The 12,167-nt window shown below is 67.6% G+C and carries 13 protein-coding genes; 3 read left to right on the top strand and 10 right to left on the bottom strand.

Going from position 1 to position 12,167, the window contains the following annotated elements; translation table 11 throughout:
• Positions 1–30: 30 nt before the first annotated feature.
• The 6 genes from ACHMXA_RS27980 to ACHMXA_RS28005 all read right to left on the bottom strand — a co-directional run bounded on the left by ACHMXA_RS27980 (position 31) and on the right by ACHMXA_RS28005 (position 6,205).
• Positions 31–390 (bottom strand): hypothetical protein, encoded by a 360-nt coding sequence (locus tag ACHMXA_RS27980; protein WP_176663184.1) that lies wholly within the window; start codon positions 388–390, stop codon positions 31–33.
• Between the two features lie 106 nt (positions 391–496).
• Positions 497–880: a roadblock/LC7 domain-containing protein gene (locus ACHMXA_RS27985; protein WP_176663185.1), complete on the bottom strand. Its 384-nt coding sequence runs from the start codon at positions 878–880 to the stop codon at positions 497–499.
• Between the two features lie 65 nt (positions 881–945).
• Positions 946–1,464: an ATP/GTP-binding protein gene (locus ACHMXA_RS27990; protein ID WP_093307454.1), complete on the bottom strand. Its 519-nt coding sequence runs from the start codon at positions 1,462–1,464 to the stop codon at positions 946–948.
• Between the two features lie 54 nt (positions 1,465–1,518).
• Entirely contained in the window at positions 1,519–2,295 is a 777-nt protein-coding gene (locus ACHMXA_RS27995; RefSeq protein ID WP_395317176.1) for a hypothetical protein, read from the bottom strand.
• A 491-nt stretch (positions 2,296–2,786) separates the two neighbouring features.
• The gene (gene pilQ, locus ACHMXA_RS28000; RefSeq protein WP_395317177.1) at positions 2,787–4,883 is read right to left on the bottom strand and encodes a type IV pilus secretin PilQ; all 2,097 of its coding nucleotides are present in this window, start codon (positions 4,881–4,883) and stop codon (positions 2,787–2,789) included.
• A 164-nt stretch (positions 4,884–5,047) separates the two neighbouring features.
• A complete protein-coding gene (locus tag ACHMXA_RS28005; protein ID WP_395317178.1) occupies positions 5,048–6,205 on the bottom strand; it encodes a porin in 1,158 nt (385 codons plus the stop codon).
• 219 nt (positions 6,206–6,424) lie between these two features.
• On the opposite strand from ACHMXA_RS28005, the gene ACHMXA_RS28010 reads away from it, so the two are divergent.
• From ACHMXA_RS28010 to ACHMXA_RS28020, 3 genes are read left to right on the top strand one after another with little or no spacing between them, the layout of a single operon-like run.
• Positions 6,425–7,474 (top strand): hypothetical protein, encoded by a 1,050-nt coding sequence (locus ACHMXA_RS28010; protein ID WP_395317179.1) that lies wholly within the window; start codon positions 6,425–6,427, stop codon positions 7,472–7,474.
• An 18-nt stretch (positions 7,475–7,492) separates the two neighbouring features.
• Positions 7,493–8,263, top strand: a complete 771-nt coding sequence (locus ACHMXA_RS28015) for a nuclease-related domain-containing protein (RefSeq protein WP_395317180.1) — start codon at positions 7,493–7,495, stop codon at positions 8,261–8,263.
• Between the two features lie 4 nt (positions 8,264–8,267).
• The gene (locus tag ACHMXA_RS28020; protein ID WP_395317181.1) at positions 8,268–8,957 is read left to right on the top strand and encodes a response regulator; all 690 of its coding nucleotides are present in this window, start codon (positions 8,268–8,270) and stop codon (positions 8,955–8,957) included.
• 37 nt (positions 8,958–8,994) lie between these two features.
• Here the strand turns inward: ACHMXA_RS28020 and ACHMXA_RS28025 are convergent, their stop codons facing one another.
• Genes ACHMXA_RS28025 through ACHMXA_RS28040 form a run of 4 tightly spaced genes read right to left on the bottom strand, consistent with a single transcriptional unit; the run spans position 8,995 to position 12,138 of the window.
• The gene (locus ACHMXA_RS28025) at positions 8,995–9,837 is read right to left on the bottom strand and encodes an ABC transporter substrate-binding protein (RefSeq protein ID WP_395317182.1); all 843 of its coding nucleotides are present in this window, start codon (positions 9,835–9,837) and stop codon (positions 8,995–8,997) included.
• Positions 9,838–9,883: 46 nt separating this feature from the next.
• Positions 9,884–10,618, bottom strand: coding sequence for an amino acid ABC transporter ATP-binding protein (locus tag ACHMXA_RS28030; RefSeq protein WP_176663193.1), 735 nt, complete (start codon positions 10,616–10,618; stop codon positions 9,884–9,886).
• 44 nt (positions 10,619–10,662) lie between these two features.
• Complete coding sequence (locus ACHMXA_RS28035; RefSeq protein ID WP_395317183.1) at positions 10,663–11,424, bottom strand: amino acid ABC transporter permease; 762 nt, start codon at positions 11,422–11,424, stop codon at positions 10,663–10,665.
• A gap of 12 nt (positions 11,425–11,436) precedes the next feature.
• Positions 11,437–12,138: an amino acid ABC transporter permease gene (locus ACHMXA_RS28040; protein WP_395317184.1), complete on the bottom strand. Its 702-nt coding sequence runs from the start codon at positions 12,136–12,138 to the stop codon at positions 11,437–11,439.
• Positions 12,139–12,167: the final 29 nt, after the last annotated feature.

Genomic DNA, 12,167 nt, shown 5'->3' on the forward strand with positions numbered 1-12,167 from the left:
TCATGGAGCCCGAGCCGACGGCTCGCCGCGTCAGACCGCGAGCGCCTGCCCCACGTCCTGTGTCTTGCGGCGCGCGAGCGCGAGGTTGGACTTCGACTTGTCGAGCACCAGGTAGACGAACAGGCCCTCGTGCTTCTGCAGCGGGCGGATGATGTGGTACTGGCGGCCGAGCGTGATCAGGATGTCCTCGATCACGTCGTTCAGGCCGAGCGCGTTCATGGTCTTGTGCTTGGCGCGCACTACCTCGGTATTGCCCGCGGCGGCAACTTCCAGGTCCACGCCCGAGCCGACCTGCCCCAGGATCATGCCGCTGCCGGAATCGACCAGCGCAGCGCACAGCGCACCGTCGATCGTCATCAGTTCGTCCATGGATTGCTTGATATTTGCCATCGAAGTCTTTCGTAGTGCATCGCCCTGAGAATCGGCCGCCACCCGGGCGAGTGATGAGCGGCGGCCGCTTTTTGAAAGGCTGTGGACGCGTCGGGCGCTCGGGCTCTCAGGCGCGCTGCAGCGCGAGCGTCGCCTGCTTGGAGAAGTACAGGACCTGGCCGATCAGCGCGTCCTTGCCCGTCACCACGCTCACGATCAGGTCGGCCTCTGCGTTGCGGGCCTGCAGCATCAGGATGTGGCCGAGCGCGGTCTCTATCGCCACGTTCTCGCACTGCCCCAGCCCGCTCTCCTCGCCGGCCACGGCGCCGAGCGCGGCCAGCGAGCTCGCGATGGCCGACAGGCGCGCGACCTGCGCGTTGTTCTCGGTGCGCGCGGCCAGCTCCAGGCCGTCTTCCGTGGCGATCACCACGGCCTTGGCGCCCTTGATCTCGCGCATGAGCGTGTCCACGGCAGTCTCGGCGGCGTCCTTGATGCGGGGGGAGATGTTCATGTGGCTCGGGTCCGGCGAAGGAAGAAAGGAAAAGGAAAAAGGAAGGAAAAGAGGCGGCGCGGCGCTCAGGCTTCCAGCTGCAGCAGCAACAACTCGAGCAGCTGCACCACCTGCTGCGGATCGGTCACGTTGGCCGGCAGCACGGGGCGCAGCACGCCCTTGTCCTGCATGCGCTGGGCGTAGGCGTCGAGGCCCGGCTCGGGGTGGGTCTCGGTGCGGCCCACCGCGACCACGCAGGCGGTCCTGTCGATGAGCTCGGAGAAGCCGTCGAGGTAGACCTCGAGATCGGCCAGCGGATCGGGGCGGCTGTTGTCGACCAGGATCACGAGGCCCAGCGCTCCGCGCGCGAGGATGCGCCACATGAAGTCGAAGCGCATCTGCCCCGGCGTGCCGTACAGGCGCAGCTTCTCTCCGTTGTCCAGCGTGAGTTCGCCGTAGTCCAGGCCGACGGTGGTCGTGGCCTTGGCGACCGAGGTGTCGCTGTTGCGAACCTCCGTGCGCACCGGCGCGATCTCGCTCACGGCCGCGATGGCGGTGGTCTTGCCCGCACCCATGGTGCCGGTGAAAAGTATCTTGTGCTCCACGCTCATTCAGGGCCGGTCGATGTCGTCGATGTCATGTGGCGCAGGCCCATCGCTTCAGGCCCTCGGTCCGGAGGCCAGCAGCCCGAGGCGGCTGCGGATGCGCGCCAGCAGGCCCGGCTGCACGGTGTCGCGCGCCACCGTGGGAACAAGGGACGCATCGCTGCCCGTCGAGGCCTGCGAATCGGGCCAGATCGACTCGGGCGCGCGGCTGGCCGCGAAGCCGGTGCCGTCGCTCCTGCTGCTGTTGCCGCTGCTGTTGCTGGCCGTGACGAATCCCGCCTTCTCGAGCGCCGCGATGAAATCCGCGCACTCCTGGGCGCTGGCGCCCGATCTCTGCTGAAGCGCCTGCAGCGACGCCGGCCGGCTCGCGAGCAGCGTGGCGAGCTTCATGTGCATGGTGGTCTCCAGCAGCGCGAGCGAAGGCCAGCGCAGCAGCCGGTATTCCTCGCCACGCTCGGCGGCGCGGTCGCGGGACGCGGCAAGGCCGAGTTCGCGGGCATGGATCACCATCGCACCGAGCCGGTTGAGCATGGTCTCGAGCGCATCGGCATGCAGCGGCAGGCGCAGGAAGGGGCCGCGCGACGGCGGGTTCTCGCCGATCGTCAGCAGCGGCGCCGAGCGGTCGTCGGCTTCGGCGGGCGGCTCCGGAAGCCGGTCGCCCACCACCCGCAGGTCGGCGCCCTCGACCTGCCAGGCCCAGTGCTGCTGGGTGCGGTGATCGAGCAGCCGGACGAGGGATTTGAAGAGGAGCTCGTCGCGGGCGGGCAGGCCTTCGACGCTGAAGCTCAGCAACGGCCGGCGGCCGCGCGGCAAGGTGGCTGGAGAGCTCATCGGCGGCTCGGGCGCAGCCATGCGGTGACCAGCGCCGAGCGCACCAACCTGGGGCTTTCTTGCGGTTTGAACTGCAATTCCGGAGCTCCCATCGGAAAGGCACCCTGCGGAAAGCCTTTACGGCCGCCTCCAATCGAATGCCTAAGTGTTAAATGATTGTTTCTGGGAAAATATAACACTCGTTGCAATTAAAAACACTAGATTACAAAACCCGACTGAGGCCTACGGGAATCGGTAGCGACGAGCTCCGGCCGCTGCCCGCCGCCCACGCTGGTACCGCGGAAAAGGGGTTGTTCGGGCACCTCGTGGAGGGCCATTGGCTGCGGGCCCGGCGGCCCATGGCGCCGGGAGGCATTGGGTGGAGCAGGAGGATCCGGGCACCCGAGATCCGGGTCCAGTGGCAACCGGAGGCGGCGACGAAGGCCCGGAACCACAAGATGGCCATGAAGCGCCTGTAGCGCGCGGGGCTGGCCGGCAGCCTCGCGCCGGCATCAACGCAGCGCAGTCCGGTCGGTGATCATCTTCGGCGTGATGAAGACCAGCAGCTCCGTCTTGTTGTACGTGCGGCTGCGCGAGCGGAACAGGGCACCGACCACCGGTATCTCGCCCAGCACCGGAACGCGCGACTCGTCGACGTTGTCGGTCAGCTCGAAGATCCCGCCGATCACGACCGTGCCTCCGTTCTCGACCAGCACTTCGGTCTGCACGTGCTTCGTGTTGATCGCGTAGCCCGCGCTCGTCGACTGGCCGACCGAGTCCTTGTTCACGTCGAGCGTCAGGATGATGTTGCCCTCGGGCGTGATCTGCGGCGTGACTTCGAGCTTCAGGTTGGCCTTGCGGAACGACACCGAGGTGGCGCCGCTCGACGTCGCCGACTGGTAGGGCAGCTCGGTGCCCTGCTCGATCAGCGCCTTGGTCTGGTCCGCGGTCACCACGCGCGGGCTGGCCACCACCTTGCCCTTGCCTTCGTCCTCCAGCGCCGAGATCTCGAGGTTCAGGATCTTCGACAGGCTGGAGTTGTACAGCGACACGGCGAAGGTGCCGACGCTCGACCCGCTCGAGCTGGTGGCGGGCAGGTTGATGAAGTTGCTGGTCGAGTTGCCGGAGAAGGTGGTGGTGCCGTCGCTCGAGGTGGTCGGCTGCGTGCCGATGGAACTGTTGCTGCCCTTGACCGAGCCGCCGAGCTTCACGCCCAGCGACTTGCTGAAGGTGTCCGACGCCTCGACGATGCGGGCCTCGATCAGCACTTGGCGCACAGAGACGTCCAGCTTCTGGATCAGCTCCGCCACCTGCACCAGGCGCGACGGAATGTCCGACACGAAGAGCTGATTGGTGCGCGGCTCGGCAATCACGCTGCCGCGCGCGCTCAGGATGCGGGTCGCCGATCCGCCGGCTCCGCCCGTGGACGAACCCGTGCCGGTCAGGCTCTGCGCGATGGCCGGCGCCTTCGCGTAGTTGAGCTGGAAGGAGCGGGTCTGCACGGGCTCCAGGTTCTGGATCGCCGCCTGCGATTCGAACCTGAGCTTCTCCTTGGCGTTGAGCTCGTCCTCGGGCGCGATGCGCAGCACGCTGCCGTTCTTGCGCATGCCGAGGTTCTTCGCCTCCAGGATGATGTCCAGCGCCTGGTCCCAGGGCACGTCCTTCAGCCGCAGCGTGAGCGTGCCGTTGACCGAGTCGGAGGTCACGATGTTGAAGTTCGTGAAGTCGGCGATCACCTGCAGCAGCGAGCGGATCTCGATGTTCTGGAAGTTCAGCGACAGCTTCTCGCCGTTGTAGCCGACGCCCTGCGTCAGCTTGGTCGGGTCGACCTTGCGCGGTCGCACCTCCACCACGAACTGGCTGTTGCTCTGGTAGGCGCTGTGCTCCCAGTCGCCGCGCGGCTCGATCAGCATGCGCACGCGGTCGCCGGCCTGCTGCAGGCTCACGGCCTGCACGGGCGTGCCGAAGTCGGACACGTCGAGCCGGCGGTTGAGCCCCTCGGGCAGCGAAGACTTCGTGAACTCGACCACGAGGCCCTTGCCCTGCTGGCGGATGTCGACGCCGACCTGGTCGTTGGGCAATGACACGATCACGCGGCCGGTGCCTTCGGCGCCCAGGCGGAAGTCGACGTCGCGCAGCGGCAGCACGTCGCGGTTGCGGTTCTCCGCAAAGGTGGCCGACGCGGACGCCGCCAGCGCCGGGCCCGCGGCGGGCTGCAGCGTCACGAGCAGCGACTTGCCGCGCACCTCGCTCCTGTAGGCGGTCGCCTGCCTCAGGTTGATGACCAGGCGCGCGCGCTCGCCGGCCTGCACCACGTTGACCGAACGCAGGTTGCCCTGGCTCACGTCGATGGGCTCGCGGCCGAGGCTGCTGGCCATGCCCGGAAAGTCGAGTGCGATGCGCGGGGGCGACTGGATGGCGAAGCCGCTGGGCTCGGCGGCCAGCGGTTCGGAGAAGTCGACACGCAGCACTTCGCTGCCTGCCTGCATGGAACCCGTGACCGATTCGATCCTGTTCTGCGCCTGCGCCGCCGCGAGCGAGCCGAGCGCGAGGAGCAGGAAGGCGCACGCGCGCAACCAGCGCGCGGGCGCGAATGTCTGTTTGTTCATTTCACCTGCCTTGAAACTGCGGCACCTTCTCCTCGCTGCGCCGAGTTCCCTCCCGGATGCAGCGTGTTCCGGAGTCCGCGCAAGCCGTTGCGCGACCGGAACGGGCAGCGCGGCGCCCTTGCGGCGGCCGCGCTGCCCCGTCACATCCTCATGCGGTCAGAGGATCAGAACGCGTGCCGGATACCGAAGTCGTAGCCGGTGGAAGAGCGCGGCAGGCCCGTGTAGCCCGTGCCCGTGCTGCCGTAGCCCGTGGTGCTCGCCGACACCAGGCTGCCCGTGTAGTTCACGTCGTTGCGGTTGTTCACCCGCGCCACCGTCGCGTACAGCGCCGTGCGCTTGGACAGGTTGTGCACGTAGCCGATCGCGAACTTGCGCGCCAGCGGGTCCTCGCCCGAGATGCCGGCCGCGCCCTCGTTGTAGCGAACCTGCGAGTACGACGCGCGGATCAGCCCCGCGCCCACCGGCACCGTCGCACCGATCAGGTAGCCGTTGTAGCTGTCGTGCGTGTTGCCCAGCGCCGTGTCGAACTTGTTCTTCACGTTCGACAGCTCCCCGAACAGCTTCACCGGACCGAAGTCGTACGAAGCACCCAGGTTGATGGTCTGCACCTTGCGCTCCAGCGTGGTGGTGTCCGCCGCGATGCTCTGGCCCACGCCCAGCGCGACGTCCAGCGGGCCGTTGGCGTAGCCGAAGCGCCCGCCGACGTAGCGGCCCGCGCTGCTGCTGGTGGCCGCCGTGGTGCTGGTGGCGCTGGTGCTGGCGTTCTCGTGCAGGCTGTACTGGAACTGGCCGTAGAAGCCGCCCAGGTTCGGCGGCAGGAAGTAGCCGATCGAGTTGCTCGCGCGCACGTAGTTGGTGTTGTTGATGGTGGTGTTGCCGCTGACGGTGCTGATGACGTTGGTGCCCGAACCGTTGGTGCCGAACGGGTCGAAGACGGTGTCGTTCCAGAAGGTGGGCGTGTAGTCGCGGCCCAGGCGCAGCTCGCCGAAGCCACCCGACAGGCTCACGGTGGAGCGGCGCGCGAAGGTGGAGATGCCGGTGGCGCCGTCGTCGTTGGTGATGGGCGCTTCGAGCCAGAAGCTCGCTGCAAGCCCGCCGCCGAGGTCTTCGGTGCCGCGAAAGCCGATGCGGCTGGAGTTGTAGGCGGAGTTGCCCAGGCTGGTCTTGCTTTGCTTGACGGACGCGCCGGTGACGGCGTCGCGCGAGGTCGTCGACTGGTAGGTCAGGCCGGCGTCCACGACGCCGAACAACGTGACTGACGATTGGGCAGAAGCCAGGCCGCAGACGGCCAGGGCAGCGAATGCCGTGAGGGTTTTCTTCATTCAGGGTTCTCCAGTTTCAGGTCTGATGCGGCCGTTCGGTATCGACCGGCTGTACGCATCGTTTCGTCCAATTCAGGAGGAATTTGGTGGTTCGGCTTTACGCTGCATCGAGTGTTGTGCGCGCACATCACACCTGTGCGCGGGGCTGTTTCACTACCACTCAAATTTCTCCCAGATCGCCTGAAAAGATGCGCTCATGAAGAAGCTGGAAGCCCTGGCGTGAAGCGCTCAAGAATCCTGGCGGCAGCGATGTGCGGCACGCTGGCTATCGCGTGCGCCGGCACGAGCATCGCAATGGTCCGCTCGACCTCCGTGCTCGCCGCGGGCATGTTCATCGACCGCGGCGAAGCACGCACCCGCGCCCGCATGGAGCCGCAGTCGTGGTGGGCCGGGTTCGAAGATCCCGCGATGGACAGGCTGATGGCCGCATCGCGCGGAGGCAACGCAGAAGCGGGCATTGCCGCGGCATACATCGCGCTGAAGGTGAAGACGCTGGAGCTCGTCTACCTCGAGAACACGCGCGCGGCCGTCTCGCGGCAGGCGGCGCTCATCAAGAACAGCGCGCTGCCGCACGACGACTTCGCGAAGCAGCTCGCGCAACGGCAGGCCGCCGCGCAATCCGCCATCGAGAAACTGCAGGCCCAGCGCGCGAGCTACATCGCCTACCTGGCCAGGCAGTGCCGCACGTCGGAAGCCGCGCTCGAGGAAATGCTCGCCGACGTGCTGCAGAACAAGCAGCTGCCCCGCTTCGCGGCCGATGTGCCGCGCGAACTGCCGATGGCCGTGCTCGCCAACAGGAGCGACATCAACCTCGCCGCCGCGCTCTACGGCGCGGATCCATCGGCGATGCCCGAGGGCACCATCGACGCCGAGGCCGACGAGACACGCGACATAGAGATGCCCGGCAAGCCCCTCTACGCCCACGCTGTCGCGCAGGCGCGCGAGCAGGTGGCCGAGGCGCTGCAACGGCTGCGGATGCAGAGCGACATCGCCAACGCGGCATACGCGCGCGTCGTGAATGCGCGGGAGGCCTTCGAGGCGTCGAAATTGCGCCGCGACCGGGGCGAAATCTCCGAAGTGCAGCTCATGGAGGACTACCAGGGCCTGCTGCTCGACCTGCACGTGCTGGCCGCGGCCAACGGAGAGCTTGCGCTCGCGTGGGTCGTCTTCATGGGAAGCATCGGAAGCGGTGCATCCATCGACACCGTCGCCGACCTGCAGCAGATGCCGCTTCTGCACAAAGTCTCCCGAAAGTTGCGCAATCCTTGAGATCCGAAGGAGCTCCACATGACCACTGCCCTGCACAAAGTTCCGCCCCGCCCCGTGCTCACGCTGGCCGGCCACGGGCACAAGAAGCCGGACCCCGCCGCGCCCGCGCACCGCATCTGCTCTCCTGAAGGCGAATCCGCGAGCAGCGCGGCAACCACGCTGGCCATCCGGCAGCTGGCCGCCACCTTCCAGCCGGCCTTCGGGCGCATGCACGTGCTGCGCGACCTCGTCATCCCGATGTACCAAGGCAGCGCCGTTCCCACGGCGCGCTTCGATGTCGCGCTGGTGTGCGAGGCCGGCCTGTACCTTTTCGAGGTGAAGGGATGGCGCAACGCAGTGGTGTACCGCAAGACCTCGGCCCACGCGGTGCCGCGCTGGTTTCTGCGCCAGCATGGTCACTCGCTGGCGCGCGAGGTGAAGGACCCGGCCTGGCAGTGCGGCCGCAAGACCACCCACCTGCGCAGCCTGCTGCCGTCCGAGCTGCGGGTGCAGTACTTCGTGCTGCTGCCCTTCGACGGCGTGGAGCTCGACGGCGTGATGCCCAGCGTCGTCGTCACGCCGCAGGACCTGCCCTACATCGCCCGCGTGGCGCGCAACAACGGCCGCAGCGAGCAGGGCTACCCCATGCTCGACGCCGCCGCCATCGACCGCACGCTGCAGCTGCTGACCGACCTGCAGGGCGACCTGACGGTGGACGATCACATGCGCAACTGCCGCGACCGCAACATGCACGCACCCGCACCCTTACCCGTCAGGCAGGCGCACCCCGGTTCGCTGAAGCTGCAATGACGCGATGAGCCGCATCCTGCTGGTGGAGGAAGGGCAAGGCGCCGCATCGGTGCTGCTGGACGAGTTGCGCCGCGCCGGGCACGAGGCCGAGCACATCGAGGACGGCGCGGTCGCGCTGCACCGCATGCTGACTTCGCCGCCCGCGCTCACCCTGCTCGGCGTGGAGCTGCCGCGCGTGAGCGGCCTGCAGATCCTGGAGAAGATCCGCGCGCGCAGCGACCACCCGATCATCATGCTGACGGCGCGCGCGCAGGAGTCCGACCGGCTGCGCGGCTTCGATCTCGGCGCGGACGACTACGTGTGCAAGCCTTTCTCGCCGAGGGAAGTGGTGGTGCGCATCCACACCGTGCTGCGCCGCTGCTCACAGCGCCGCCACGTGGCCCGCCCTTCGATGCCGATCACTTTCGGCGCCGTGCGCGGCTGCGCGATCCTCGACGGGCACTACCTGCCGCTGACGCGCCGCGAGTCGCTGCTGCTGCGCGCGCTCTCGCAGGAGCCGGGGCGCGTGCTCACGCGTTCGAAGCTGCTCGAGGCCGCGTTCCCGGAGGCGCTGGACGTCAACGAGCGCGTCGTCGACACGCACATCAAGAACCTCAGGAAGAAGCTGGCCACCGTCTCGGCCGCGCACGACTGGATCCGCTCGGTCTACGGCGTCGGCTTCGCATGGGAATCTCGGGCCAGGCAGGACGCCTGAGCCGGTCGAGAAAATCCCGCCGCGCGGCGCCGGCGGTTCAGGGCAGCATCTCGAACTTGAGTTCGGCCAGCGGCGTGACCTTCTCCTCGCGCACCATCTTGTATTCGGTGTTCGGGCCCAGCCACTTGGCCCAGATGCGGTCGAGCTCGCCCGACTTCTCCAGCGCATAGAGGGCGGCGTTCACCTTCGACAGCAGCACGGGCTCGTCCTTCTTCATGCCGATGCCCACGGGCTGCAGCACCATCGGCTCCTTGATCATCTTCAGCGCCACGCCTTCGGTCTTCGACTGGTTGACCAGCTTGGTGATGGTCATGGTGTTGGCGACCATGCCGACCGACTTGTTCTGCTGCACCGCCATGAAGGCCGAGCCCGTGTCCTGGAAGGTGACGGGCTCGGAGCCGTTCATCTTGATCGACAGCTCGGAGGTCGAGCCCTTGGTCGAGCTCAGCCGCTTGCCCTTGAAGTCGGCCTTGGCGGTGCCGGGGTCGGAGGCCTTCACGGCCAGCATTTCCTTGGCCACGTAGTACGGGTCGCTGAACTGGATCTGCTCGCCGCGGCTCTTCGTGTAGGCCAGGTTGGCCACGGTCACGTCGACGCGGCCGAGCTTCACCTCGGGCACGCGCGCTTCCACCGACAGCGGCGTGACCTTGGCGGCGAGGCCCAGTTCCTTGGCCAGCGCATTGCACAGGTCGACGTCGTGGCCCACCATCTCGCGCGTCTTGGGGTCGGGTGCGGCGAAGGGAGGAACGTCGGCGAAGGTGCCGCACCTGAGTTCCTTGCGCTGGCTGATGTCGCTCCATTGGTCGGCATGCGCGAGCAGCGAGGCCATGCCAAGACAGGTGCCGATGGCGGCGAGGCGGAAGACGGTTTCTTTCGACATGGTGGACTCCTGGGAGATTGCGGGAACTGGACGAAGAAAGACGGATTCAGTGAGCGCGCAGGTCCGACAGGAAGCGCTGCGCGCGCGGATGCTGCGGACTGCCGAAGAAGGTGGCGGGGTCGGCCTTCTCGAGGATGCGACCCGCGTCCATGAACCAGATGCGGTCGGCCACCTCGCGGGCGAAGTTCATCTCGTGCGTGACGCACATCATGGTCATGCCGTCGTTGGCGAGCCCGCGCATCACCGACAGCACCTCGCCCACCATCTCGGGGTCGAGCGCGCTGGTGGGCTCGTCGAACAGCATGGCCGGCGGCTCCATCGCCAGCGCGCGGGCGATGGCCACGCGCTGCTGCTGGCCGCCCGAGAGCTGCGCGGGATACGCGCCCGCCTTGTTCGACAGCCCCACGCGCTCCAGCAGCTGCCCGGCCTTGGCCTTCGCGTCGGCGCGCTTCACGCCGAGCACGCGCATCGGCGACAGCATGATGTTCTCCATCACCGACAGGTGCGGGAACAGGTTGAAGCTCTGGAACACGAAGCCGATGCGGCTGCGCAGCTTGTTCAGCGCCGCGCCGCGCATCGGCGCGTGGATGTCCTGGCCATCGAACAGCAGCTGGCCAGACTTCACTTCCTCCAGCCGGTTCACGGTGCGGATCAGCGTGGACTTGCCGGAGCCCGAGGGCCCGCAGACCACCACCACCTCGCCCTTCTTCACCTCGGCGTTGATGTCGGCCAGCGCCTGATAGTCGCCGTACCACTTGTTGATGTTGGAGAACAGGATCATGGTGTCGTCCCTGGCGGGCGATGGGTGTGGAACGGACGTGGCGGTCATGGCTGGGGCGCCGCCACCGAAGGCAGCGGCGTGCCGTCTCCGGCCGCGGGTTGCGCCTGCGCCGTGCCGAGCCGCCTGTGCGCGATGCGCCGCTCCAGCCACTGCGTGAGCTGCGTCAGGCTGAAGCAGACCACGTAGTAGGTCATCGCGAGGATGAAGAACACCTGGAAGGGCTTGGTCAGCAGCTGGTTGTTGATCTGGTTGGCCGCGAAGGTGAGTTCCTGCACGTTGATCACGTAGCCCAGCGTGGTCTCCTTGATGGTGGAGATGAACTGGCTCAGCATGCTGGGCAGCATGTTGTAGAGCGCCTGCGGCAGGATCACGAACCACATGGTGCCCAGGTGGCTGTGGCCCAGTGCGCGCGCCGCCTCGGCCTGCCCCTTGGGCAGGGCCTGGATGCCCGCGCGCACCACCTCGGAGAGATAGGCGCCCTCGTAGATCACCAGCGTGCACAGCATGGTGGTGAAGCCCGACACGTCGCGCCCGATGAGCAGCGGCACCAGAAAGTAGACCCACAGGATCACCATCAGGAGCGGCACGCCGCGCACCGCGTACACCAGCACGGTCGCGGGCCAGCGCAGCAGGCGCCAGGGCGACAGCCGCGCCAGCGCGAGCAGCACCGACAGCGGAAAGGCCAGCACGATGCCCAGCACCGAGAGGATCAGCGTGGCGACGATGCCGCCGAGCGGGCCGTTGGGGTACTGGCCGACCAGCAGCAGCAGCCAGTTGTCGCGCAGGATTTCGTAGACGCCGTACATGCGATTCCCCGCTTACCTTGCACCCGCGATGCGGTAGCGCCGCGACAGCCATCCGCCCACGGCCATGATGAGCAGCGAGCACACTAGGTACAGCACGGTGGCCACGCTGTAGGCCTCGAAGGTGCGGAAGCTCTGGCTCTCGATCTCCTTCACCGCGTGCGTAAGCTCGGCCACGCCGATGGCCATGGCCAGGCTGCTGTTCTTGAAGAGCGACACGCTGTGGTTGACCAGCGCCGGCACGGCGTTGCGGATGGCCTGCGGCAGCATCACGTGGCGCATCGAGCCGATGTAGCCGTGGCCGAGCGCGCGCGCCGCCTCGGCCTGGCCCGCCGGGATGGCGCGCAGGCCCGAGCGCATGTCCTCGCTGAAGTAGGCCGCCTGGCACAGCCCGAGCGCGACGATGGACAGCAGCCGCTCCGCGTTGTTGGCCGACAGCCAGCCCTGCAGCGCGTCGGGCAGCAGGCTGAAGATGCCGAAGTACCAGAACATGAGCTGCACCAGCGTCGGCACGTTGCGGTGGTAGGAGATGTAGCCGGCCACCACGCGCCCGGCGATGCGGCTCGGCGTGAGCCGCACCACCAGCAGCACGACGGCCATGGTCATCGCCAGCAGCCAGGAGCCGGCCGCGATCCGCAGCGTCTCCAGCATGCCGTGCAGCAGCATGTCGCCGAACTCGGGTTTCAGCAGGATCGCCAGCAGGTCGAAGTCCTTCATGCGCTGTTCCTTTGGCTGGCGTGCATCGG

The sequence above is a fragment of the Variovorax sp. UC74_104 genome, from assembly GCF_044055375.1.
Taxonomy (GTDB): domain Bacteria; phylum Pseudomonadota; class Gammaproteobacteria; order Burkholderiales; family Burkholderiaceae_C; genus Variovorax.

Bases quoted from the DNA above. Each gene is read 5' to 3' on its own strand.
- ACHMXA_RS27980 (WP_176663184.1), bottom strand. From the start codon at position 390: ATGGCAAATATCAAGCAATCCATGGACGAACTGATGACGATCGACGGT.
- ACHMXA_RS27985 (WP_176663185.1), bottom strand. From the start codon at position 880: ATGAACATCTCCCCCCGCATCAAGGACGCCGCCGAGACTGCCGTGGAC.
- ACHMXA_RS27995 (WP_395317176.1), bottom strand. From the start codon at position 2,295: ATGAGCTCTCCAGCCACCTTGCCGCGCGGCCGCCGGCCGTTGCTGAGC.
- pilQ (WP_395317177.1), bottom strand. From the start codon at position 4,883: ATGAACAAACAGACATTCGCGCCCGCGCGCTGGTTGCGCGCGTGCGCC.
- ACHMXA_RS28005 (WP_395317178.1), bottom strand. From the start codon at position 6,205: ATGAAGAAAACCCTCACGGCATTCGCTGCCCTGGCCGTCTGCGGCCTG.
- ACHMXA_RS28015 (WP_395317180.1), top strand. From the start codon at position 7,493: ATGACCACTGCCCTGCACAAAGTTCCGCCCCGCCCCGTGCTCACGCTG.
- ACHMXA_RS28020 (WP_395317181.1), top strand. From the start codon at position 8,268: ATGAGCCGCATCCTGCTGGTGGAGGAAGGGCAAGGCGCCGCATCGGTG.
- ACHMXA_RS28025 (WP_395317182.1), bottom strand. From the start codon at position 9,837: ATGTCGAAAGAAACCGTCTTCCGCCTCGCCGCCATCGGCACCTGTCTT.
- ACHMXA_RS28030 (WP_176663193.1), bottom strand. From the start codon at position 10,618: ATGATCCTGTTCTCCAACATCAACAAGTGGTACGGCGACTATCAGGCG.
- ACHMXA_RS28035 (WP_395317183.1), bottom strand. From the start codon at position 11,424: ATGTACGGCGTCTACGAAATCCTGCGCGACAACTGGCTGCTGCTGCTG.
- ACHMXA_RS28040 (WP_395317184.1), bottom strand. From the start codon at position 12,138: ATGAAGGACTTCGACCTGCTGGCGATCCTGCTGAAACCCGAGTTCGGC.